This is a genomic window from Streptomyces sp. KMM 9044 (assembly GCF_024701375.2).
Lineage (GTDB): Bacteria > Actinomycetota > Actinomycetes > Streptomycetales > Streptomycetaceae > Streptomyces.
Map to the genome: position 1 here is coordinate 6,797,709 of NZ_CP113910.1, position 21,175 is coordinate 6,818,883.

22 protein-coding genes and 2 pseudogenes are annotated in these 21,175 nt (G+C 71.7%); 8 read left to right on the forward strand and 16 right to left on the reverse strand.

Annotated features, from left to right (window positions below; all coding sequences use genetic code 11):
- Positions 1–21: 21 nt before the first annotated feature.
- From rocD to HUV60_RS30385, 3 genes are all read right to left on the reverse strand, one after another.
- A complete protein-coding gene (gene rocD, locus HUV60_RS30375) occupies positions 22–1,248 on the reverse strand; it encodes an ornithine--oxo-acid transaminase (RefSeq protein ID WP_257853228.1) in 1,227 nt (408 codons plus the stop codon).
- Positions 1,245–2,057: a dimethylargininase gene (ddaH, locus tag HUV60_RS30380; protein ID WP_257853229.1), complete on the reverse strand. Its 813-nt coding sequence runs from the start codon at positions 2,055–2,057 to the stop codon at positions 1,245–1,247. Before ddaH ends, rocD begins: the two co-directional genes overlap by 4 nt.
- 164 nt (positions 2,058–2,221) lie before the next feature.
- Positions 2,222–2,704 (reverse strand): Lrp/AsnC family transcriptional regulator, encoded by a 483-nt coding sequence (locus tag HUV60_RS30385; RefSeq protein WP_257853230.1) that lies wholly within the window; start codon positions 2,702–2,704, stop codon positions 2,222–2,224.
- Between the two features lie 101 nt (positions 2,705–2,805).
- Here HUV60_RS30385 and HUV60_RS30390 point away from each other — a divergent pair, with 101 nt between their 5' ends.
- From HUV60_RS30390 to HUV60_RS30405, 4 genes are read left to right on the forward strand one after another with little or no spacing between them, the layout of a single operon-like run.
- Entirely contained in the window at positions 2,806–3,576 is a 771-nt protein-coding gene (locus HUV60_RS30390; protein WP_257853231.1) for a LytR/AlgR family response regulator transcription factor, read from the forward strand.
- A gap of 11 nt (positions 3,577–3,587) precedes the next feature.
- Positions 3,588–3,947, forward strand: coding sequence for a hypothetical protein (locus HUV60_RS30395; protein ID WP_257853232.1), 360 nt, complete (start codon positions 3,588–3,590; stop codon positions 3,945–3,947).
- Between the two features lie 15 nt (positions 3,948–3,962).
- Entirely contained in the window at positions 3,963–5,675 is a 1,713-nt protein-coding gene (locus tag HUV60_RS30400) for a sodium/solute symporter (RefSeq protein WP_257853234.1), read from the forward strand.
- Complete coding sequence (locus HUV60_RS30405; protein ID WP_257853236.1) at positions 5,672–6,877, forward strand: sensor histidine kinase; 1,206 nt, start codon at positions 5,672–5,674, stop codon at positions 6,875–6,877. Before HUV60_RS30400 ends, HUV60_RS30405 begins: the two co-directional genes overlap by 4 nt.
- Positions 6,878–7,005: 128 nt before the next feature.
- Here the strand turns inward: HUV60_RS30405 and HUV60_RS30410 are convergent, their stop codons facing one another.
- From HUV60_RS30410 to HUV60_RS30435, 7 genes are all read right to left on the reverse strand, one after another.
- Positions 7,006–7,182 carry a hypothetical protein gene (locus HUV60_RS30410; protein WP_257853238.1) on the reverse strand — a complete coding sequence of 59 codons (177 nt, stop codon included), beginning with the start codon at positions 7,180–7,182 and terminating at the stop codon, positions 7,006–7,008.
- A 13-nt stretch (positions 7,183–7,195) separates the two neighbouring features.
- Positions 7,196–7,453, reverse strand: coding sequence for a hypothetical protein (locus tag HUV60_RS33685; protein ID WP_331462029.1), 258 nt, complete (start codon positions 7,451–7,453; stop codon positions 7,196–7,198).
- Positions 7,454–8,651: 1,198 nt separating this feature from the next.
- Positions 8,652–9,011: a hypothetical protein gene (locus HUV60_RS33690; RefSeq protein WP_331462030.1), complete on the reverse strand. Its 360-nt coding sequence runs from the start codon at positions 9,009–9,011 to the stop codon at positions 8,652–8,654.
- A 177-nt stretch (positions 9,012–9,188) separates the two neighbouring features.
- Entirely contained in the window at positions 9,189–10,139 is a 951-nt protein-coding gene (locus HUV60_RS30420) for a cytochrome c oxidase assembly protein (protein WP_257853240.1), read from the reverse strand.
- Positions 10,140–10,266: 127 nt separating this feature from the next.
- Positions 10,267–11,292: a 6-phosphofructokinase gene (locus HUV60_RS30425; RefSeq protein ID WP_257853241.1), complete on the reverse strand. Its 1,026-nt coding sequence runs from the start codon at positions 11,290–11,292 to the stop codon at positions 10,267–10,269.
- A 197-nt stretch (positions 11,293–11,489) separates the two neighbouring features.
- The gene (locus HUV60_RS30430; protein WP_257853242.1) at positions 11,490–12,218 is read right to left on the reverse strand and encodes a type 1 glutamine amidotransferase; all 729 of its coding nucleotides are present in this window, start codon (positions 12,216–12,218) and stop codon (positions 11,490–11,492) included.
- 43 nt (positions 12,219–12,261) lie between these two features.
- Entirely contained in the window at positions 12,262–13,500 is a 1,239-nt protein-coding gene (locus HUV60_RS30435) for a Mur ligase family protein (protein WP_257853243.1), read from the reverse strand.
- Between the two features lie 148 nt (positions 13,501–13,648).
- Here HUV60_RS30435 and def point away from each other — a divergent pair, with 148 nt between their 5' ends.
- Entirely contained in the window at positions 13,649–14,239 is a 591-nt protein-coding gene (gene def / locus HUV60_RS30440) for a peptide deformylase (protein ID WP_257853244.1), read from the forward strand.
- A gap of 38 nt (positions 14,240–14,277) precedes the next feature.
- On the opposite strand, the gene HUV60_RS30445 is transcribed toward def, so the two are convergent.
- The gene (locus tag HUV60_RS30445; protein ID WP_257853246.1) at positions 14,278–14,919 is read right to left on the reverse strand and encodes a TetR/AcrR family transcriptional regulator; all 642 of its coding nucleotides are present in this window, start codon (positions 14,917–14,919) and stop codon (positions 14,278–14,280) included.
- A gap of 172 nt (positions 14,920–15,091) precedes the next feature.
- Here HUV60_RS30445 and HUV60_RS30450 point away from each other — a divergent pair, with 172 nt between their 5' ends.
- Together HUV60_RS30450 and HUV60_RS30455 are read left to right on the forward strand one after the other, a co-directional pair.
- Entirely contained in the window at positions 15,092–16,318 is a 1,227-nt protein-coding gene (locus HUV60_RS30450) for an acyl-CoA dehydrogenase family protein (RefSeq protein ID WP_257853247.1), read from the forward strand.
- A gap of 190 nt (positions 16,319–16,508) precedes the next feature.
- Positions 16,509–17,171: a transcriptional regulator gene (locus HUV60_RS30455; protein ID WP_257853248.1), complete on the forward strand. Its 663-nt coding sequence runs from the start codon at positions 16,509–16,511 to the stop codon at positions 17,169–17,171.
- A gap of 29 nt (positions 17,172–17,200) precedes the next feature.
- Here the strand turns inward: HUV60_RS30455 and HUV60_RS30460 are convergent, their stop codons facing one another.
- The 5 genes and pseudogenes from HUV60_RS30460 to HUV60_RS30480 all read right to left on the reverse strand — a co-directional run bounded on the left by HUV60_RS30460 (position 17,201) and on the right by HUV60_RS30480 (position 20,406).
- Positions 17,201–17,437 (reverse strand): DUF6213 family protein, encoded by a 237-nt coding sequence (locus HUV60_RS30460; protein ID WP_042169596.1) that lies wholly within the window; start codon positions 17,435–17,437, stop codon positions 17,201–17,203.
- 25 nt (positions 17,438–17,462) lie between these two features.
- On the reverse strand, positions 17,463–18,848 hold the full coding sequence (locus HUV60_RS30465) for an NADP-dependent succinic semialdehyde dehydrogenase (protein WP_257853728.1): 1,386 nt from the start codon (positions 18,846–18,848) through the stop codon (positions 17,463–17,465).
- A gap of 77 nt (positions 18,849–18,925) precedes the next feature.
- Positions 18,926–19,077: pseudogene (locus HUV60_RS30470) on the reverse strand (DNA mismatch repair protein MutT); the annotation flags it as partial.
- Positions 19,037–19,312 (reverse strand): annotated as a pseudogene (locus tag HUV60_RS30475) (ATP-dependent DNA ligase); the annotation flags it as partial. The pseudogenes HUV60_RS30470 and HUV60_RS30475, both read right to left, overlap by 41 nt.
- 50 nt (positions 19,313–19,362) lie before the next feature.
- Positions 19,363–20,406: an NAD(P)/FAD-dependent oxidoreductase gene (locus tag HUV60_RS30480; RefSeq protein WP_257853249.1), complete on the reverse strand. Its 1,044-nt coding sequence runs from the start codon at positions 20,404–20,406 to the stop codon at positions 19,363–19,365.
- A 77-nt stretch (positions 20,407–20,483) separates the two neighbouring features.
- Here HUV60_RS30480 and HUV60_RS30485 point away from each other — a divergent pair, with 77 nt between their 5' ends.
- On the forward strand, positions 20,484–21,056 hold the full coding sequence (locus tag HUV60_RS30485; protein WP_257853250.1) for a helix-turn-helix domain-containing protein: 573 nt from the start codon (positions 20,484–20,486) through the stop codon (positions 21,054–21,056).
- Positions 21,057–21,175: the final 119 nt, after the last annotated feature.

Genomic DNA, 21,175 nt, shown 5'->3' on the forward strand with positions numbered 1-21,175 from the left:
GACGGGAACGGGCCGGCCGGGTCAGCCGCCCTGGCCCAGCACCTTCCCCAGCGTCCCCAGGGCATCCTGGAGTTCCTCGCCACGGACGGTGAGCGGCGGGGCCAGCCGGATGGTGGACCCGTGGGTGTCCTTGACCAGGATTCCCTCCCGCATCAGCCGCTCACTGACCTCACGGCCGGTGCCGAGCGCCGGGTCGACGTCGACACCCGCCCACAGCCCGCGCGAGCGGAAACCGACGACGCCCCGGCCGACCAGCGACTCCAGCCCGCCACGCAGTACCACGCCCAGTTCCGCCGCCCGGCGCTGGAACTCACCCGTCTCCAGCAGCTCCACCACCGCCGTGCCGACGGCCGCGGCCAGTGGACTGCCGCCGAACGTCGAGCCGTGCTCCCCGGGGTGCAGCACCCCGAGCACCTCACGCCGGGCCACCACCGCCGACACCGGGACGATGCCGCCGCCCAGCGCCTTGCCGAGCAGCACCATGTCCGGGACGACCGACTCGTGTTCCACGGCCAGGGTGTGCCCCGTACGGCCGAGTCCCGACTGGATCTCGTCCGCGACGAACAGGCACCCCGCGCGGCGCGTCAGCTCCCGTACACCCGTCAGATAGCCGTCGTCGGGGATGTTCACCCCCGCCTCGCCCTGGATCGGCTCGATCAGCACCGCGGCCGTCGTCTCGTCGACTGCCGCCTCCAGCGCCGCGAGATCGTTGTAGGGGACGACCCGGAAACCCGGGGTGAAGGGTCCGAAGCCGGCGCGGGCGGTCTCATCGGTCGAGAAGCTGACGATGGTCGTCGTCCGGCCGTGGAAGTTGTCCGCCGCGACCACGATCGTCGCCTCGCCGGCCGGGACGCCCTTCACGTCGTAGGCCCACTTGCGGGCCACCTTCACCGCGCTCTCCACCGCCTCTGCGCCGGTGTTCATGGGGAGCACCATGTCCAGCCCGGTCAGCGCGGCCAGCCGTTCGGCGAACGCGGCGAGTCGGTCGTTGTGGAAGGCGCGCGAGGTCAGCGTGAGCCGGTCCAGCTGGCGGTGCGCCGCCTCGGTCAGCGCGGGATGCCGGTGGCCGAAGTTGAGCGCCGAGTAGCCGGCCAGCATGTCGAGGTAGCGGCGGCCCTCCACGTCCTCCACCCACGCGCCCTGAGCGCGGGCGACGACCACGGGCAACGGATGGTAGTTGTGCGCGAGCACCGGCTCCTCCGCACCGATCAGCTCGGTGGACGAACGGGTACGGGCGACAGAGGTCATGAGCGGATCTCCTGAGTGCAGCACTTGATCCCGCCGCCTGCCTTGTGGAACTCGGACAGGTCGACGGGAACGGGAACGTAGCCGCGGTCGGCGAGCCGCGCGGCGAGGGCCGTCGCCCCCGGTGAGACGAACACATGGCGCCCGTCGGAGACGGAGTTCAGGCCGAAGGCCATCGCGTCCTCGCGGGTCGCGGTCACCGCGTTCGGATACAGCCGGGCCAGCACCTCGCGGCTCCCCGGCGAGAACGCCTCCGGGTAGTACGCGATGTTCTCCTCGTCCAGTGCGAACAGTGCCGTGTCCAGATGGTAGAAGTACGGATCGACCAGCGTCAGGCCGATCACGGGCACACCGAAGAACTCCTGCGCCTCGTGATGCGCCTGGCGGGTGGTGCGGAAACCGGTGCCGGCGAGGATCCAGCGCCCGGTGGGTACCAGGTCGCCCTCGCCCTCGCACACCGACTCGGGACGGTGGACGTCGAAGCCCTCCGCCTTGAACCAGGTCCCGTACGGCTCGGACTCGGGACGCCGCTCGGGTGACAGGAACAGGGAGCCGAGGACACGACCCCCGACGACGACCGCCGCGTTCGCGGCGAACACCATGTCGGGCAGTCCGGGTACCGGTTGCATGCTCTCCACGGTATGACCGTGGGCGCGGTAGACGTCGACCAGCGCGCGCCACTGCCGCCGGGCCAGGGCGAGGTCGACGGGACGGTCGGGACGCATCCAGGGGTTGATCGCGTACCGCACGGCGAAGTGTCCGGGGTCGCAGACGAGGTAGCGCCGTCGGGACGGCACACGGGTGTCGGTCACAGAGGGGTGCCTCCGCTTCCACGCGGTGTCCTTGGGGGTGTGTCCACGGTAGAAAGCGACCGGGCCGGGCGACAAGGAACATGAGGTGCGCGCTCACGCAGTAATGCTGCGTGTTTTCCCTGTTTTGCGCACGCCTGCTGCGCCTCGCGCGGGACCCGTGGGCGCTACGGAGCCGGCTGGCTCGCGCCCGCCTCCGGACTCTCCGGGATCAGATGGGACAGCACCATCACGCTGACCGTCTTGCGGATGAACGGCTCCGCACGGATCCGCTCCAGCACCTCCTCGAAGTGCTCCACGTCCCGTGCCCGCAGGTGCAGCAGCGCGTCGGCGCCCCCGGTCACCGTCATCGCCGCGGCGATCTCCGGATGGTTGCGCACCACCTCCGCCAGCCGCCGGGGCGGCGCCGCCCCCTCGCAGTACACCTCGACGTACGCCTCCGTGCGCCAGCCCAGCGCCGACGGTCGCACCGTCGCCGTGAACCCGGTGATCACCCCCGTCTCGCGCAGGCGGTCCACCCGGCGCTTGACCGCCGTCGACGACAGACCGACCGCCGCGCCGATCTCGGCGAAGGACGTCCGGGCATTCGCCATCAGCGCGGTGACGATCTGTCGGTCCAGCTCGTCGAACGGCGCCGGTCTGCTGCTCATACCCGCACTGTAACCAGCACCGGCAGGCCCCCGCCGTCCGCCGGGAAAGCCCACGTCCGAGCCATGTCCAGACGTGAAAATCCCCCCTAGACTCCACCTTCATGCTACGCGCCCTCGCCGTCGACGACGAACGCCCCTCGCTGGAGGAACTGCTCTACCTGCTGCACGCGGACCCCCGCATCGACAGTGCCGAGGGCGCCGGTGACGCGACCGAGGCGCTGCGTCGCATCAACCGCGCGCTGGAGTCGGGGCCCGACGGACCCGAGGCCATCGACGTCGTCTTCCTCGACATCCAGATGCCCGGCCTCGACGGACTCGACCTCGCCCGGCTGCTCGGCGGCTTCGCCCGGCCGCCCCTGGTCGTGTTCGTCACCGCGCACGAGGACTTCGCCGTGCAGGCGTTCGACCTCAAGGCCGTCGACTACGTCCTCAAGCCCGTCCGCACGGAGCGGCTGGCCGAAGCGGTCCGTCGCGTCGTCGAACTGCGCGCCGCCGAACAGCGCGACAGCACCCCGCGCATTCCCGTGCACGAACCCGACCCGGACCACATAGCCGTCGAGCTCGGCGGTGTGACCCGCTTCGTCGTGGTCGACGACATCACGCACGTGGAGGCCCGGGGCGACTACGCCCGCCTGCACACCGACCGCGGCAGCCATCTCGTCCGCATACCGCTGTCCACCCTGGAGGAGCGCTGGCGCCCACGCGGTTTCGTCCGCATCCACCGCCGCCATCTCGTCGCCCTGCGCCACATCGGGGAACTCCGCCTCGGCACGGGCACCGTGAGTGTCCTGATCGGCTCCGAGGAACTCCAGGTCAGCCGGCGGCACTCCCGTGAACTGCGGGACCTGCTGATGCGCCGGACCACGGGCTGAGGGGAGAGGGCATGCCCCAGGACCCGGCCGAACGACGGGTGGTCGTCACCGGCCCGCCCCGCCGCACCCGCCGCTCCTCCGGTTACTACCGCCCGCGCACCGAGATCGACGAGCAGACCACCCTCGGCCACACCTACGTCCGTTCCCTGATGCGCATCCAACTGCGCACCGGACTGACCGTGTTCGCGGTCCTCGTCCTGCTCGTCGGCCCGCTCCCGCTGGTCTTCGCGGCCGCCCCGGACGCCCGCCGGCTGGAGTGGGCGGTACTCGGCTTCGGGCTCTACCCGCCGCTGGTCCTGCTCGCCCGCTGGTACGTACACCGCGCCGAACGCAACGAACGAGACCTCGTGCGGCTCGTCGAGGACCGCTGAGGAAACGCAGGCGCCGTGAACTCCAGTTATGCCGTACCCGCCGTGGCCCTCGTCGTCCTGGCGACCATCCTCGTCGGCGCCTTCGGCCTGCGCATCTCCCGTACCACCTCCGATTTCTACGTCGCCTCCCGCACGGTCGGCCCCCGTCTGAACGCGGCCGCCATCAGCGGCGAGTACCTCTCCGCCGCGTCCTTCCTCGGTATCGCGGGCCTGGTCCTGGTCCAAGGCCCCGACATGCTCTGGTATCCGGTCGGCTACACCGCCGGTTATCTGGTCCTGCTGTTGTTCGTCGCCGCACCGCTGCGGCGCTCCGGCGCCTACACACTGCCCGACTTCGCCGAGGCCCGCCTCGCCTCGCACGCCGTGCGGCGGCTCGCGGGCGCCTTCGTCGTCGGCGTCGGCTGGCTGTACCTGCTGCCCCAGCTCCAGGGTGCGGGGCTCACCCTGACCGTGCTGACCGGCGCCCCCGACTGGCTCGGCGGAGTGATCGTCGCCGTCGTGGTCACCGTCATCGTCGCCGCCGGCGGCATGCGCAGCATCACCTTCGTGCAGGCCTTCCAGTACTGGCTCAAGCTCACCGCCCTGCTCGTGCCTGCCCTGTTTCTGGTCCTCGCCTGGCAGAGCGACGGGGCGCCCAGCCACGCCTTCGACGAACCCGCCACCTTTCGCGAACAGCATGCTGTCCGCGTGGACGACACCGTCGACCTGAGGATCGTCGACCCGCTGGCCGTCACCGTGGACGGCACCGTCGACGGCCGCGAACACGAGGGCACCGAGGTCCGCCTGAGCGCCGGCACTCATCGCATCGACGGCGGTACCCGGCTGACCTTTTCCGAAGGGGCCGAGGTCCCGGCCGCGGGGCGCGGCGCCGACGACGCGCTCTCGCCCTCACGTGCCGAGTCCCGCGAGGAACGCCCGCTGTACGCCACGTACGGGCTGATCCTCGCCACCTTCTTCGGCACGATGGGCCTGCCGCATGTGGTGGTCCGCTACTACACCAGCCCGCACGGCGTCGCCGCCCGTCGTACCACCGTCGCCGTTCTCGGCCTGATCGGCGCCTTCTACCTGCTGCCTCCGGTCTACGGAGCCCTCGGCCGCCTGTACGCACCCGAACTGACCCTCACCGGCGACGCGGACGCCGTCGTGCTCCTGCTGCCCGGCCGCATGTTCGGGGGAGTGGGCGGTGATCTGCTCGGCGCGCTGGTCGCCGGGGGAGCCTTCGCCGCGTTCCTGTCCACGGCCTCCGGGCTGACCATGGCCGTGGCCGGCGTGATCACCCAGGACGTCCTGCCCTCGCGCGGTGTACGGCACTTCAGGCTCGGCACGGTCCTCGCCATGGCCGTCCCGCTCCTGGCCAGCGTCCTGGTCGGCGGGCTGCCGGTGGCCGACGCCGTGGGGCTCGCCTTCGCCGTGTCGGCCTCCTCGTTCTGCCCGCTGCTCGTCCTCGGTATCTGGTGGCGCCGGCTCACGCCGCCCGGCGCGGCGGCCGGCATGCTGGTCGGCGGCGGCTCCGCCTTCCTCGCCGTCGCCGCGACCATGGCCGGCTATCCGGGCCGGGGTGCGTGGCACGCGCTGCTCGCCTGGCCCGCGCTGTGGTCGGTACCGGTGGGCTTCCTCACCATGATCCTGGTCTCCCTGGCCACGCCCGGCCGGGTACCGCCCGGCACGGCGGCGGTGCTCGCCCGGTTCCATCTGCCGGAAGAACTACGGACGGAGGTGTCCAAGTGAGCGGATTCCTGGCAGGCCTGTGCGTCGCCGTCCTGCCCCTGCTGGCCGCCGGCTTCTGGCTCGGCCGGCGCACCGCACGGGCACCCGGCCTCGCCGGCCTCGGAACCCCCGTCGAGCACGCCACCTTCGAGACCCTGCACACCGCATCCCTGGCCACGCCCCCGCTCCGCGCCGGACTGACCGAGGAGACCGCCGGCCGGTCCGCCCGCAAACTGCGCTCCCTGCTCGGCACCGACGCCCTGTGCCTCACCGACCGCGAACAGGTCCTCGTCTGGGACGGTGCCGGCGCCCATCACCGCACCGAGATCATGGAACGCCTGGCCGGCCCCCTCGAGTCCGGTCGCGGCGAGGCCTTCCCGCTCACCTGCGGCACCCCCGACTGCGCGGTGCGCTGGGCCGTCGTCGCCCCGCTCACCGTCGACGACCGGGTCCACGGCGCACTCGTCGCCTGCGCGCCCCGCGAGTCCGCGGTCCTGGTCCGGGCCGCCGCGGAGGTCGCCCGCTGGGTCTCCGTCCAGCTCGAACTCGCCGATCTCGACCAGTCCCGCACCCGCCTCATCGAGGCCGAGATCAGAGCGCTGCGGGCGCAGATATCCCCGCACTTCATTTTCAACTCACTCGCCGTGATTGCCTCGTTCGTGCGCACCGACCCCGAGCGGGCCCGCGAGCTGCTGCTGGAGTTCGCCGACTTCACCCGCTACTCGTTCCGCCGGCACGGCGACTTCACCACCCTCGCCGACGAACTCCACGCCATCGACCACTACCTGGCGCTGGTGCGGGCCCGCTTCGGTGACCGCCTCTCCGTCACCCTGCAGATCGCCCCCGAGGTGCTCCCGGTCGCCCTGCCCTTCCTCTGCCTGCAACCCCTGGTCGAGAACGCCGTCAAGCACGGCCTCGAGGGCAAGGCCGACAAGTGCCACATCCAGATCACCGCACAGGACACCGGCGCCGAAGCCCTCGTCATGATCGAGGACGACGGTGCAGGAATGGACCCCGGCCTGCTGCGCCGCATCCTCGCCCGCGAGGTAGACCACACGGGCGGTATCGGCCTGTCCAACGTCGACGACCGGCTCCGCCAGGTGTACGGCGACGACTACGGCCTCGTCATCGAGACCGCGGTCGGCGCGGGCATGAGAGTCACCGTCCGGCTGCCGAAGTACCAGCCGGGCGTGCACCTGGCGGGCCGGCTCACACCGAAGTGAGCCGGCCCGCCGGGCAGGGTCCTTCGTCCGGATCGGGCCGGATCAGGCACCGGGGCCCGCGAGCCCGGCCCGATCCGGACGAGAGGCCCTGGGTCCGGGGGAGGCTCGGCCAGTGCCTGTCCGGTAGCTCAGGCGCTGCGCGTGGCGACCATGGCGAGGGTGATCAGCCCCAGGACGACCCAGCCGAACCACAGCCATCCGTTGCTGCCGAGCGCCACCGTGTAGGCCGTCACGACGACGAGCCCGCCGACGGTGAGCACTCCCATGGTCTTCGTCGAGGTGGAACCGTTGCTGGAACCGGGCATCGCGACACCCTCCTCATGGTTCGGTTCTCTCCATGGTGCCCCCGTTCCGCCGCTTTACCGTGCATACGACGACATGCAGGCCCGTGTCCCAGGACAGCTCACCGGTCCACGCCCCGGCTTCGTGGACGGACGGGTCGAAGCCGTAGTCGCGCGGCGGCACGTCACGGGCGCAGGCCGTGTCCGACAGGGTACGCGCCTCGGTGAGCGTGACGTCCTCGCCCAGTCGGGTGAACCCGAGGACCTGTTCCTCGTACCGGCCACCGCACGGCACCAGCAGGGCCGGCGTCCCGGACGCGTGTCCAGACAGTCCCTGCGCTGCATCGGCACGGTGTCCGCGAACGCCGTGCCCCGAACGGGCGACGGTCGCCGAGCGGCCCGTACACGGGTCCCCGCGCCTCCAGGACCAGACAGGCGGTGTGCCGCCCGGTCTCCTCGAAACCCTCCGGGACGGGTACGACGGCGAGAGTGCGTACCGAGGCCATACGCACGCGGAACTCCCGCGTCGCCTCCGCGCACCGGGCCGGACCCAGCTCCCGCACTCCCTCGGCGGAGGCGGCCCCGACGCCCCCACGACCTCCCGGCCCGCCGCGCCCGCACAGGCCGGTTCGGCGCTGAGCCGCGGCACGCCGGCGAACCGGCGAACCGGCGAACCGGCGAACCGGCGAACCGGCGACCGCCGGGCCGGACGGCACGCACGCAGTCGCCCCGCTCGAGCGGCTCGGCGAGCCCCACGGCCTCCCCGTACGGCGCCGTCGCCAATCGCCGTCCCGCCGTTCGTCCGGTCGGCCAGCGCGTACCAGGCACCGCCCAGGGCCAGCACCGCGCCGAGCCCGACGGCGACAGCCGCCCGCAGGACGGGGTGGCACGGACGCTGGTGGGCGGGTGCGGGTGCCGGGCGTCCCGTTGGTCCAGCAGGTGCGGTACGTCCCGCAGGATCCACCCCCTCAGCGGCTTCCGTGGGGGCTGTGATGCCCGCGAGCAGGGCCGGTGCGGCCCAGGGCGGCTGGGAACCCAGGCCGGTGGGCGGCCGGGCGCACGACTCCGACTCGGGCGTGACGAGCCGCGACAGCTCCGCCTCCAGCACCCGTGCGGACGTCCGCCGCCGGGGGTCCTTCTCGAGCAGGCCCCGCAGCACCGGCTCCAGGGCACCCGCCCGCACCGGCCGGCGCGGCTCCTCCGTGACGACCGCATCGACCGACGCGAGCGGTGACTCCCGCTCGAAGGGGCCGCGCCCCTCGACGCCGTGGTACAGCGTGCAGCCCGGGGAGAACAGGTCGGCGGCCGGCGTCACCGGCCCCCGGTGGCGTGCTCAGGCGCCAGCCGGCCCGCGGTGCCGACCGTCCCGGACGCCGTGGTGTACCGCGTCCCACCGGTGTCCGGCCGCACGGAGATGCCGTAGTCGGTGAGCAGGACCCGTCCGTACGGCGCGCCGGTGCGGTCCGGGGCGAGCGGTGTTCGCCGGGTTCACGTCACGGTGCAGCACGCCCCGCTCGTGACCGGTGGCCAGCGCGTCCAGGACGGCCAGCCCGGTCCGGGCGCACTCGGCGGGAGCGAGCGCGCCCGGATCGGGCGACCAGCTCCCGCAGGTCGACGGCGCCCGCCACGTACTCCATGACGATCCACGGCAGGCCCTCGTGCTCCATGACGTCGTGCACGGTCACCACATGCGGGTGATCACGCAGACCGGCCGCGTGCCGGGCCTCCGCGCGGGCACGGGCGACCCTGGTCTCCCGCTCCCGGCCGGACTCGGCCGGATCGTGGAACACGATCCCCTTGAGGGCGACCCCACAGGTGAGTCTCTGGTCGTGGGCCAGCCGGTGCAGCAGCACACAACGGACGGCGACGCCCCGGCCTGCTCCCGACGACGACGCGCGCGGTGCCGTGACCGCTTCCCCCCGGCGGATCGCCCCTGGTGGCTCATGCTACTGAACGGTGGCACCTCTCCGGCGCATCAGGGAGAAAGCGAGCGGCAAGGAAGAAGAGGAGAGAAAGTGACTGAAAGGGGTTCATTTCCCGGTGGTGTGCAAGGAGGCCAGATAGGCGTTGTACGCCTCGAGTTCCTTGTCCCCGTCGCGGTCCGCAGCCCGGTCGGTGCGCTTGGCCTGCCGCTGGTCCGAGGCGTACCACTGGAACAGCAGCGCGATCAGCACCAGCACGGACGGGACCTCACTGAACGCCCAGGCGATACCGCCGGCCGCGTTCTGGTCGGACAGCGCGTCGATGCCCAGGGAGCCCGGAGGGTTCTGGAAGCTCGTCACCATCGGCGCGGACGCCATCATCAGCGCGATGCCGAAGAACGCGTGGAACGGCATGCCCGCGAACAGCTCCAGCATCCGCATCAGATGGCCCGGCCGGTGCGGGCCCGGGTCCACGCCCATGATCGGCCAGAAGAACACCAGGCCGACCGCGAGGAAGTGCACCATCATCGCGATGTGCCCCACCCGGGAGCCCATCAGGAAGTCGAACAGCGGGGTGAAGTACAGCCCGTACAGGCTCGCGATGAACATCGGGATGGTGAACACCGGGTGGGTGACGACCCGCATGTAGCGGCTGTGCAGCAGCATCAGCAGCAGTTCGCGCGGCCCCTTGCTGCCGCGGGCGGCGGGCGGCAGGGCACGCAGCGCCAGGGTGATCGGGGCGCCGAGCAGGAGCAGGATGGGCGACACCATGCTGATGACCATGTGCTGCACCATGTGCACGCTGAACATGACCATGCCGTAGTCGTTCAGTCCGGTGCACATCATGAGGCCGATGCTCAGCACGCCGAGGACGAACGACACGGTCCGCCCCACCGGCCACTTGTCGCCACGCCGCGTCAGGCGCACGACCGCCCAGCCGTACAGCGCCAGTCCCAGCAGGCAGGCGACGAGGAAGAAGGGGTCCGCCGACCAGGCGAGCCCTCGCCCCAGCGTGAACGGCGGCAGATCCATGGTCATGCCGTGCCCGCTGTGATCCATCCGCCGGCTCCGTTTCGTGGGGGTTGTGCGCCGTCTGTCCGCACCAGACTAGAACCGCCCCCGGCCGCGGCTGCGACCGGGGGCGGCTTCGCTCGACGGCTTCCGGTACGCCGACGGGCGGCAGGTGCTACAGGACACACTCCGACTCGGCGTAGCGGTCCTCGGGCACCGTCTTCAGCGTCTCGACGGCCTCGGCCAGCGGCACTGTCACGATGTCCGTCCCGCGCAGCGCGGTCATTTGTCCGAACTCCCCGCGGTGCACGGCCTGAACGGCGTGCCAGCCGAACCGGGTGGCCAGCACCCTGTCGTACGCGGTCGGGGTCCCGCCGCGCTGGGTGTGTCCGAGGATCACCGGACGTGCCTCCTTGCCGAGCCGTGCCTCCAGTTCGACGGAGAGCTGCCGCGCGATCCCGGCGAACCGCTCATGGCCGTAGACGTCCTTGCCGCCCTCGTCGAAGTCCATGCCTCCGGCCCGCGGCTTGGCGCCCTCCGCGGCGACCACGATGGCGAACCGCTTGCCCGCCGAGAACCGCGCGCCGACCTTCGCGGTCAGCTCCTCGATGTCGAAGGGCCGCTCCGGTACGACGATCGCGTGCGCGCCGGCCGCCATGCCGGAGTGCAGGGCGATCCAGCCGGTGTGACGGCCCATGACCTCCACGATGAGCACCCGCTGGTGCGACTCGGCGGTCGTCTTCAGCCGGTCCAGCGCCTCGGTCGCCACGCCGACGGCCGTGTCGAAACCGAAGGTGACGTCGGTGACGGCGATGTCGTTGTCGATGGTCTTCGGCACGCCCACTATCGGCAGGCTGTTGTCCGACAGCAGCCGGGCCGCCTTCAGGGTGCCCTCACCACCGATCGGGATGATCGCGTCGAGGCCGAGCTCCTGGACGTGGCCCTTGGCCCGTGCCACCCCGTCCCTCAGATGCTCGGGACGTACCCGCGAGGAGCCGAGGATGGTGCCGCCGAGGGAGAGGATGCCGCCCACCGCGTCGAGGTCGAGCTTGAGGTAGTCGCCCTCCAGGAGGCCCTTCCAGCCGTCCCGGAAGCCGATGACCTCGTCGCCGTGGTCGACGACGGCACGGTGCACGACGGAGCGGATGACGGCGTTCAGACCGGGGCAGTCGCCGCCGGATGTGAGGACACCAATACGCATAGCCCGAAACAACCTTCTAGCCGTGGGCCGGGACCGGACCGCGTCGTCCGGCTCGATCCCCGCCACCCTAGCGGCACCGGAGGCCGGGACCGAAGAACGCGTCCGCCTGCTGGACGACTGCGCTCACCTGTGCGGACCAGCCGTCAGACGGGCCGGGGCGCCGGCCCGTCCGACGGGGGCACAGGGGGCCGCAGGGCCTACGCGGGCTGCTGCGAGGCCGAGATGCGCTCGCCCCGCAGTGCCTCGTACCAGTGGTCGTCGGTCGGCGGCAGCGCGTTGACGTCGAGCGCCAGCTTCAGCATCAGGTCCGCGATCTGCGGGTTGCGGGCCAGCACCGGGCCGTGCATGTACGTGCCGAACACGGTGTCGTTGTAGGCACCCTCGGTGCCGTCCCCCGTGCCGTTGCCGTTGCCGAGATGCACCCGGGCGAGCGGGCGGGCCGTCGGACCGAGGTGGGTGACACCCTGGTGGTTCTCGAAACCGGTCAGCGGCGGCAGTCCCAGCGGCGGGTCGATGTCGCCCAGCACGTCACCGACGCACCGTGCGCCCTCGCCGCGCACCGAGACGACGTCGAGCAGGCCGAGGCCGGGCTCCCGCTGGCCGAGGTCGTTGATGAACTCGTGGCCGAGGATCTGGTAGCCGGCGCACACGGAGAACACGATCGCGCCGTTCCCCACCGCCCGGTGCAGGCCGCCGTCCCGGCGCAGCCGCTCGGCCGCGAGCCGCTGCGGACGGTCCTCACCGCCGCCGATCAGGTAGATGTCGCCGGACGTCGGGATCGGCTGGTCGCTGCGCACGTCGAGCCGGGACACGTCGAGGCCGCGCTGCCGGGCCCGGCGTTCCACGACGAGCACATTGCCCTGGTCACCGTAGGTGCTCAGCAGGTCGGGGTAGATCCATACGATCCGCAGACCGTTGTCGCTCATGAGGTCACTGTCCTTGTGAGTACGTCGCGATGCGTCGCCGGCGTCAGTTGCCGACGCGGCGGCGCAGGTCCTGGAACGCGGTGTAGTTGGCGATGACCTCGATCCGGCCGGGCGGGCACTGCTGGAGCGCCTGGTCGAGGTCCTCGCAGACCTGGAACTGCTGGTTCGCCACCTCGAGCCGCACCGCGAGGTCCAGCTTCCGGTCGCCGAGGACGACGATCGGGTGGCCGGTCAGCCGGGTGTAGTCGACGTCCCACAGCCAGGAGGTATCGGTGCCGTCGGCGGAACGCGCGTTCACCGACAGGATCACCGGGGTGGGCGGCGGGTCGATGAGAGAGAAGGTCTCCAGCCAGCCCGCGGGGTTCTTGGCGAGCAGCAGCCGCAGGTCACGGCCCTGGTGCTGGACGACGTCGTACCGGCCGGCGACGGCCTGCACCTGGTACATGCGCTCCAGGGCGACTTGCGGGGGCACCCCGAACACCGCGGCGACGGCCGCGGAACTCGCGGCATTCGCCTTGTTGGCGCGGCCCGGCAGCTGGAGGTGGATCGGCCAGGCGGAGCCGTGCGGGTCGAGGACGTGGTCGCCGGAGAGCGCCCAGCTCGGGGTGGGCCGGCGGAAGCCGCACTCGCCGCAGAACCAGTCGTCGCCGGGTCGCTGCATCACGCCGCCACAGGACGGGCAGGACCAGGCGTCGTCCTTCCACATCTGGCCCGCGGCGACCCAGATCACGTTGGGGGAGGAGGACGCGGCCCACACGACCAGCGGGTCGTCGCAGTTGGCGACGACGACCGCCTTGGAGCCGGCCAGGCCCTCGCGCCAGTTCTCCGCGAGCATCCGGGTCTCGCCGGCCCGGTCGAGCTGGTCGCGGGAGAGGTTGAGCAGGGCGATGCACTTGGGGTCGGTGTCGCGGGCGACTCCGGCGAGGTACTTCTCGTCGACCTCGATGACGCCGAACTTCGACTCCGAGCCGCCCGCGAGCGCCGAGGTGATGCCCGCGGGCATGTTGGCGCCGAGGGCGTTGGACACGACCGGCCCGGCGGCCCGCAGGGCCTCCGCGATGAGCCGGGTGGTGGTGGTCTTGCCGTTGGTCGCCGACACCAGGATGCAGTCCAGGTTCTGGGCGAGCCGGACCAGGAGATCGGGGTCGAGTTTGAGCGCGACCCGGCCGCCGATCACCGAACCGCTGCCGCGTCCCGCGGCGCGTGATGCCGCTGCGACCGCCTTGCCGGCGGTCACGGCCAGCTTGGCCCGCGGCGTGAGCGGGTCCGAGTTGCCTGCCATCAAGTCTCGATCCTCCTTGCGTACGCGCCGCGCCTGTGGCTGACGGCCACGTGGTGTGAACCTCAGCCTATCGAGATCCATTCGCACTCCAGAACCACGTCACCACCCATGAGACGGGAGTTGCTGTCAGGACCGTACTCTGACCGCCATGCGAGACGGTTCCATCCCCGGTGTCCACGGTCGTGTCCGGCCCCTCACGCTGCTCGGCGACCCGGTGTTGCACGCGTCCTGCGAGGAGGTGACCGAGTTCGGCCCGGAACTGGCCCGCCTCGTGGAGGACTTGTTCGCGACGATGTACGCCGCGCAGGGCGTGGGCCTGGCCGCCAACCAGGTGGGTGTGCCGCTGCGGGTGTTCGTGTACGACTGCCCGGACGACGAGGACGTCCGCCATCTGGGACATGTGGTCAATCCACGGCTGGTCGAGACGGACGGCGTGGTGGTGCGCGGCCCGGAGGGCTGTCTGTCGCTGCCGGGCCTGGAAGCCGGGACGGAACGTCACGACCACGCGGTCGTCGAGGGCCGCACGGTGACCGGGGAGCCGGTCACCGTGCACGGCACGGGTTTCTTCGCCCGGTGCCTGCAGCACGAGTGCGACCACCTGGAGGGCCGCGTTTACGCCGATCGCCTCACCGGCTGGCGCCGGCGCAGACTCACCTGCCAGGTGCGGCGGGCCTCCTGGAGCGGGCGGGAGCAAGGGAAACGAGCAGAGCAAGCGGAGCAGGCGGAAAGAGAGGGGTGAGGGGGCGGACCCTCCGGAGCGGGCGGCAGGGCCGGGGCTCAGAACCCGGGCCCGTCGACCCGGTCGCCCGCCGCCGCCAGCCGGCCCCACAGCAGGTCGGCCAGGCTGCGCACCAACTCGGCCCGGGAGCAAGGACGTTCGCCGAGCCACCAGTCGCCGGCCGCGTGCATCATGCCGACGATCCCGTGCCCCCACACGCGGGCCAGTTGCTGGCTGTCGGGACCGAGGTCCAGTCGCTCCTCGACGACCTGGGCCAGCTCCTCGCCCATGCGCCGCAGCAGCGGCGCCGAGTGCCTGCCGACGTCGAAGCCCTGGTCGCCGGGCGAACCCTCCGCCGGGTGCATCAGGAACCGGTACACCTGGGGGCGCAGCTCGATCGCCGCGAGATAGGTGTCCAGGGTGTTCTCGACCCGTTCCCGCCGGTCCGCCGGGGCGTCCAGGGCTGCCCGCAGCGAGGCCAGCAGGGCGTCGGTGTGCCGCTGGGCGAGGGCGGCGTACAGTCCTCCCTTGTCGCCGAAGTGCCGGTAGAGGATCGGTTTGGTGATGCCCGCCTCGGCGGCGATCGCGTTCATCGAGGCGTGCGGGCCGTCGCGCAGCACCACCCGGTCGGCGGCCTCCAGCAGCTCGCGCCGGCGGCGGTCGGCGGACCTCTGCTGATCGGTCCGCTGTGTGGTGTCCATGGTCTCTCCCCACCCCTGCTGATTCGGTGACGCCTGCGCAAACTAACACTGACGGTGTGACCTGCGGCGGACGGGATGTCGGGAGGGTCGGAGGAGTTGACTTTTCCTACTTGCCGGTAACAGACTCTTGTTACCGTAAGTAACATGCACGCGCGTCGCCGCTGGAGGGGACATGGCCGAGTTCACCATGGAGCTCAACGATGAACAGAAGGAAGTCCGGGACTGGCTCCACGGCTTCGCTGCCGATGTGATCCGCCCCGCGGCCGCCGAGTGGGACGAGCGCGAGGAGACTCCCTGGCCGGTCATCCAGGAGGCGGCCAAGGTCGGCATCTACTCGCTCGACTTCTACGCCCAGCAGTACTTCGACGCCACCGGCCTCGGCATCCCCACGGCGATGGAGGAACTGTTCTGGGGTGACGCGGGCATCGCCCTGTCCATCGTCGGCACCGGCCTCGCGGCTGTGGGCGTCCTCGCCAACGGCACCGAGGAACAGATCGGCACCTGGATTCCCCAGATGTACGGTGACGCCAATGACGTCAAGGTCGCCGCCTTCTGCTCCTCCGAGCCCGACGCCGGCTCCGACGTCGCCTCCCTGCGTACACGTGCCGTGTACGACGAGGCCGGCGACGAATGGGTGATCAACGGCACCAAGACCTGGGCGACCAACGGCGGCATCGCCAACGTCCACGTCGTCGTCGCGGTCGTCGACCCGGAGCTCGGCTCCAAGGGCCACGCCTCGTTCATCATTCCGCCGAACACCCCCGGCTGCTCCCAGGGCCAGAAGTTCAAGAAGCACGGCATCCGCGCCTCGCACACCGCCGAGGTGATCCTGGACAACGTCCGCGTGCCCGGCTCCTGCCTGCTCGGCGGCAAGGAGAAGCTCGACGAGCGGCTCGCCCGCGTCCGGGAGCGCGTCAGGCAGGGGGGCGAGCGGGTGAAGAACGCCGCGATGGCCACCTTCGAGGCGTCCCGCCCGGCGGTCGGCGCCATGGCGGTCGGCACCGCCCGCGCCGCCTACGAGGTCGCCCTGGAGTACGCGCAGACCCGTGAGCAGTTCGGCCGTCCGATCATCGACAACCAGGGCGTCGCCTTCCAACTGGCCGACATGCGCACCCAGATCGACGCCGCCCGCCTCCTGGTGTGGCGTGCCTCCTGGATGGCCGTGAACGGCAAGCCGTTCACGGCGGCCGAGGGCTCGATGTCCAAGCTGTACGCCAGCGAGACCGCCAAGACGGTCACCGCCCAGGCGATACAGATCCTCGGCGGCAACGGCTACACGCGTGAGTACCCGGTGGAGCGCATGCACCGCGACGCCGCGATCTACACGATCTTCGAAGGCACGAGCGAGATCCAGCGCCTGGTCATCGCCCGCACCCTGTCGGGCATGCCCATCCGTTAGGTACGGACGCGAGCGGCCGGGGGCGGGGGAGCGAGGCCGGCCCGGCGGCCTGGCTTCACGTCCAGGGTCGCCGGGGCCCGGACCGTCGAGCGCCGTGTCGTTTCGGGTGACGTCCGCCCGGTTCCCGGGGGACCATGGTGGGGGAGCCGGCCGCCCCACGGGCCGGCCGACCGACGCGACGGAGACCGCGATGACGCGCACGGCCAGGGAACTGATGGAGACGATCACGCGGGAACTGGCCCCGGACCCCCGGTCCAACCCGCTCGTACCGCTGATCGCCCGCGGTGAGGCCGGCCGGGACACCCTGGCCGTGCTCGCCCTGGAGCAGAGCCGGGTGATCCCCGCCGACCGCCGTGCCTTCCAGTACCTGGCGGACCGGTCCACGGACCAGTCGGGGGCCGCCGCGTACTTCACGGCCCTCGCCGGGGGCGAGGACCTGGCGGCGGCCCGGCTGGACGCCTTCGCCGCCGCCTGCGGCGTGGACCGGGAGCGTGCGGCGGCGTACGATCCCCTGCCCGGCTGCCAGGCCTATCCCGCCTACGTCGCCTGGCTGGCCCTCAACGCGGCACCGGCCGACGCCGTCCTCTCCGTGACCGCCAACTTCTCGGCCTGGGGAGGCTACTGCGCCACCATCGCCCGGGCGCTGCGTACGCACTACGGCTTCACCGACGAAGCCTGCGCGTTCTTCGACCTCTTCGCCGAACCGGCCCCCGACCTGGACCGGACGGCGGCGGAAGCGGTCCAGGACGGCCTGGACACGGGCCGCCTCGACGAGAGCCTGGCGCGGCGGTACGGCCACCTGCTGCAGAGCTACGAGTCGCTGTTCTGGAGGACGCTGCTCCGGCCGGTCTGAACACATGACCGGCGACCGTCGGCCGCACCCTAGGCCCTGCCCCCGCTGCTGTGCGCGATGCACGCCACGTCGATCCGGTCGGCCAGCTTCGCCAGTTCGATGGTGAGCGCGGCGACCGTGTCCTCGTCGAGCCGGTCGTCGCCCGACTCCACGAGGTGCAGCCACCGGCCGCCCACCGTGCGCAGCAATTTGCTCACGTCCGCCGCGGAGACCTGCAAGGTACCGCGGTGGTCGACGATCAGAGGCAGAGTCACTTCGCGGTTCACAGACCGGATCGTAGCCGCGTGAGCGTCACGCACCGTGCCAAACCGTGGTGATGTTGCAGAACTCGCGGATTCCGTGCCCGGACAGCTCACGCCCGTACCCGGACCGCTTGACCCCGCCGAACGGGAACGCCGGATGGGACGCCGTCATCCCGTTCACGAAGACGCCGCCCGCCTCCAGATCGCGGACGAAACGGTCGACCTCGGTCTCGTCACGCGTCCAGACGTTGGAACTCAGTCCGAACGGGGAGTCGTTGGCGATCAGCACCGCCTCGTCCAGGTCCGCCGCCCGGTACAGCGTGGCGACCGGACCGAAGGCCTCTTCCCGGTGGACGCGCATGTCGCGGGTGATCCCGGCCAGGACGGTCGGCGGGTAGTACCAGCCGGGCCCGTCCGGGAGTTCACCGCCGCACAGCACACGGGCCCCGGACCGTACGGCGTCCTCGACCAGCTCCGCCAGATCCTTTCGGCCCTGCTCGCTGGAGAGGGGGCCGACGTCCGTCGCCTCGTCCATGGGATCGCCGGTCTTCAGCGCCCGCATGCCCCGGGTGAAGCGCTCGGCGAAGGCGTCGTAGACGTCGGTGTGCACGATGAAGCGTTTGGCGGCGATGCAGGACTGCCCGTTGTTCTGCACCCGCGCGGTGACCGCGACCTCGGCGGCCCGGTCCAGGTCGGCGGACGGCATCACGACGAACGGGTCGCTGCCGCCCAGTTCCAGCACCGTCTTCTTGATCATCTCCCCGGCGGTGGCGGCCACCGCGCGTCCGGCGGGCTCACTGCCGGTGAGGGTGGCCGCCCTGACGCGTTCGTCCCGCAGGATCGCGTCGACGGCGGCGGAGCCGATGAGCAGGGTCTGGAAGCAGCCCTCGGGGAAGCCCGCCCGGTGGAACAGGTCCTCCAGGTACAGGGCGGTCTGCGGCACATTCGAGGCGTGCTTGAGCAGGCCCACGTTGCCGGCCATCAGCGCGGGCGCGGCGAACCGTACGACCTGCCACAGCGGGAAGTTCCACGGCATCACGGCGAGCACCGGGCCGAGCGGCCGGTAACGCACCAGAGCCCGGGAGCCGCCGGAGTCCTTCACGTCGGACGCGTCGGGCTCCTCGTCGGTGAGAAGGCCAGCGGCGTGGTCGGCGTACCAGCGCATCGCCTTGGCGCACTTCGCGGCCTCCGCGCGGGACTGCCCGACCGGCTTGCCCATCTCGGTGGTCATCACCCCGGCGATGCTGTGCCGGTCCTCGTCGAGGAGATCGGCGGCCCGGTGCAGCAGGAGGGCACGCTCCTCGAACGTCGTCGTCCGGTACGTGCGGAACGTGGCCTCTGCGAGTTGGAGCCGACGCTCGGTCTCCTCCTCGCCCATGGCCTCGTACGTCCTGAGCGTCTCACCGTTCGTCGGATTCACCGTTGCGATGGGCATGGCTGGCCTCCCTGGGGACGGGGCGTGCATGTCGACCCTCCCGCGCGGCGGTAGGCGTCGCAACGCGGGAGGGTTCCTCAGGGCGAGTGCTCCGCCAAGCGGTCGAGAAACGCAGCCTGGGCGGAGACGACCAGCCCCCGTGCCCGGTCCGGGGGAGCCACTCCACCCGGTCCGGCTCCGGGAACTCCCGCATCCGCCCCGACCTCGGAGGCCACTCCATGCCGGGCGTCGACCGCGCGCACCGTCGGGGTCGGCCGGTCCGCCGGGGCGACCGGCCGGCTCAGCGTCTTCCAGCCCACGCCGATCCGCCCCTGCGGCAGCCGGCCCGCCAGACACGGGATGACGACGGGCACGTCGTCCGCCTCCGCGTCCCGGAACAGCTCGGCGAGCAGTGCGACCTTCCGGGACCGCGCCGAGGTGGGGGCGGCCTCCTGCGACACGTGGGCCAGCCGGGACGGCAGCATGCAGCCATGGTGCTACGGAGCCCGGCGTTCCCCACCCGGGCCGCCGCGGATCACCCGGTCACCGCGGCGTCCAGATCCGACATCAGCAGATTTCCGACGATCGCGGCCGCCGCGCGGTATCCGCCGCTCGCCGCGTGGACGACCTGTTCGGCGAAGCCGACCGCGTTGCCCGCCGCCCAGACGCCCGGCACGGAGGTCAGCCCCGTCGGGTCCACCACCGGGTACGCGCCGTACGGGGTTTCGGACAGCTCGGCGCCGAGCCGCTCCAGCAGGCTCGTCTGCGGCACGGGACGTGGCCCGACGTACAGCACGGAGCGGGCGTGGACGGAGCCGTCGGCGAGGCGGACGCCGGTGAGCCGGTCGTCCTCGACCACCAGCCCGGCGACCTCGCCGGGCACGACGTCGACGCCGGCCGCGGCCAGCCGGCGCAGGTCCTGGTCGGACAGCTCCTCCTCGGCGACCGTGTGCAGGAAGAAGGTGACGTCCTTGGACCACTGGGACACCATCAGTGCCTGGTGCACACCCATGGCGCTCGATGCGAGCACCCCGAACGGCTGGTCGCGGACCTCCCAGCCGTGGCAGAACGGGCAGTGCAGCACGTCCCGCCCGAACCGTTCGGCGACACCGGGGACCGCGGGCAGTTCGTCCTTCAGCCCGGTGGCGACGACCAGGCGCCGGGCACGCACGCTCCGGCCGCCGTCCAGCAGCACGGTGAGGTCCCCGCCGCCACTGGTGCCGGGCCGGGTGCCGCCGCCGGTGCGGGTCACGTCCGTCACCCGGCCCGCGAGCAGTTCGACACCGTAGCCCGCGATCTCCTCCCGGCCGGCGGCCAGGAACGCGGCCGGTGACATCCCGTCCCGCGACAGGTAACCCTGCATGTGGGGCGACGGCGCGTTGCGCGGCTCGCCCGCGTCGACGAGCAGGGCCCGCAGCCGGGCCCGGCCGAGCACCAACGCGGCGGACAGTCCGGCCGCACCGCCTCCGACGACCACCACATCGTAGTCGGCACCGGCACCGGCACCGGCACCGGTGCCGTCCGTCCCTCCGGTCCCGTGAGCGAATCCGTCGCGGGGCTTGCCCCTCTTCTCGGTCATGCTGACCACCTCCACGTCGACCGTCGCCCGAGTACTACCGGATTGACAAATGTCTTTGCCGATCCTGCAATATCCGTATGACTACCGACGACGTTCTCGCGGATGTGGGCCCCCGGCTGCGGCGGATCAGGAAGGAGCGGGAGGTGACGCTCGCGGTGCTGTCCGAGGCGACCGGCATTTCCGTGAGCACCCTCTCGCGGCTCGAGTCCGGACTCCGCAAGCCCAGCCTCGAACTGCTGCTGCCGATCGCGCAGGCCCATCAGGTGCCGCTGGACGAACTGGTCGGCGCGCCGCCGGTCGGCGATCCGCGCATCCGCGCCAAGCCGTTCCAGCAGGGCGGTCGCACCCACTGGCCGCTCACCCGCCAGCCCGGTGGGCTCCAGGCGTACAAGGTGCTCGAACCACAGCGCACGTTCGAGCCCGAACCCCGTACGCACGAGGGCTACGAGTGGTTGTACGTGCTGTCCGGCAAGCTGCGCCTCGTGCTGGGCGAGCACGACGTGGTGCTGACGGCGGGGGAGGCCGCGGAGTTCGACACGCGCGTGCCGCACGCCTTCGGGTCGACGGGGGAGGGGCCGGTGGAGTTCCTCAGCCTGTTCGGCCCACAGGGGGAACGCATGCACGTGCGGGCACGTCCCAAGCGGTCCTGACGGACGAGTCCCCCGGCGGACGTGGGCGAGGGGGGAGAGACCGTGACGTGCGAGATGGTTCCCTGAAGGCAAGCGACCGCTTAGTATGCAGTGGACCCGGTCAGGCGAACACGACGTTC

Bases quoted from the DNA above. Each gene is read 5' to 3' on its own strand.
- rocD (WP_257853228.1), bottom strand. From the start codon at position 1,248: ATGACCTCTGTCGCCCGTACCCGTTCGTCCACCGAGCTGATCGGTGCG.
- HUV60_RS30385 (WP_257853230.1), bottom strand. From the start codon at position 2,704: ATGAGCAGCAGACCGGCGCCGTTCGACGAGCTGGACCGACAGATCGTC.
- HUV60_RS30390 (WP_257853231.1), top strand. From the start codon at position 2,806: ATGCTACGCGCCCTCGCCGTCGACGACGAACGCCCCTCGCTGGAGGAA.
- HUV60_RS30395 (WP_257853232.1), top strand. From the start codon at position 3,588: ATGCCCCAGGACCCGGCCGAACGACGGGTGGTCGTCACCGGCCCGCCC.
- HUV60_RS30410 (WP_257853238.1), bottom strand. From the start codon at position 7,182: ATGCCCGGTTCCAGCAACGGTTCCACCTCGACGAAGACCATGGGAGTG.
- HUV60_RS30420 (WP_257853240.1), bottom strand. From the start codon at position 10,139: ATGGATCACAGCGGGCACGGCATGACCATGGATCTGCCGCCGTTCACG.
- HUV60_RS30425 (WP_257853241.1), bottom strand. From the start codon at position 11,292: ATGCGTATTGGTGTCCTCACATCCGGCGGCGACTGCCCCGGTCTGAAC.
- HUV60_RS30430 (WP_257853242.1), bottom strand. From the start codon at position 12,218: ATGAGCGACAACGGTCTGCGGATCGTATGGATCTACCCCGACCTGCTG.
- HUV60_RS30435 (WP_257853243.1), bottom strand. From the start codon at position 13,500: ATGGCAGGCAACTCGGACCCGCTCACGCCGCGGGCCAAGCTGGCCGTG.
- def (WP_257853244.1), top strand. From the start codon at position 13,649: ATGCGAGACGGTTCCATCCCCGGTGTCCACGGTCGTGTCCGGCCCCTC.
- HUV60_RS30445 (WP_257853246.1), bottom strand. From the start codon at position 14,919: ATGGACACCACACAGCGGACCGATCAGCAGAGGTCCGCCGACCGCCGC.
- HUV60_RS30450 (WP_257853247.1), top strand. From the start codon at position 15,092: ATGGCCGAGTTCACCATGGAGCTCAACGATGAACAGAAGGAAGTCCGG.
- HUV60_RS30455 (WP_257853248.1), top strand. From the start codon at position 16,509: ATGACGCGCACGGCCAGGGAACTGATGGAGACGATCACGCGGGAACTG.
- HUV60_RS30465 (WP_257853728.1), bottom strand. From the start codon at position 18,848: ATGCCCATCGCAACGGTGAATCCGACGAACGGTGAGACGCTCAGGACG.
- HUV60_RS30480 (WP_257853249.1), bottom strand. From the start codon at position 20,406: ATGACCGAGAAGAGGGGCAAGCCCCGCGACGGATTCGCTCACGGGACC.
- HUV60_RS30485 (WP_257853250.1), top strand. From the start codon at position 20,484: ATGACTACCGACGACGTTCTCGCGGATGTGGGCCCCCGGCTGCGGCGG.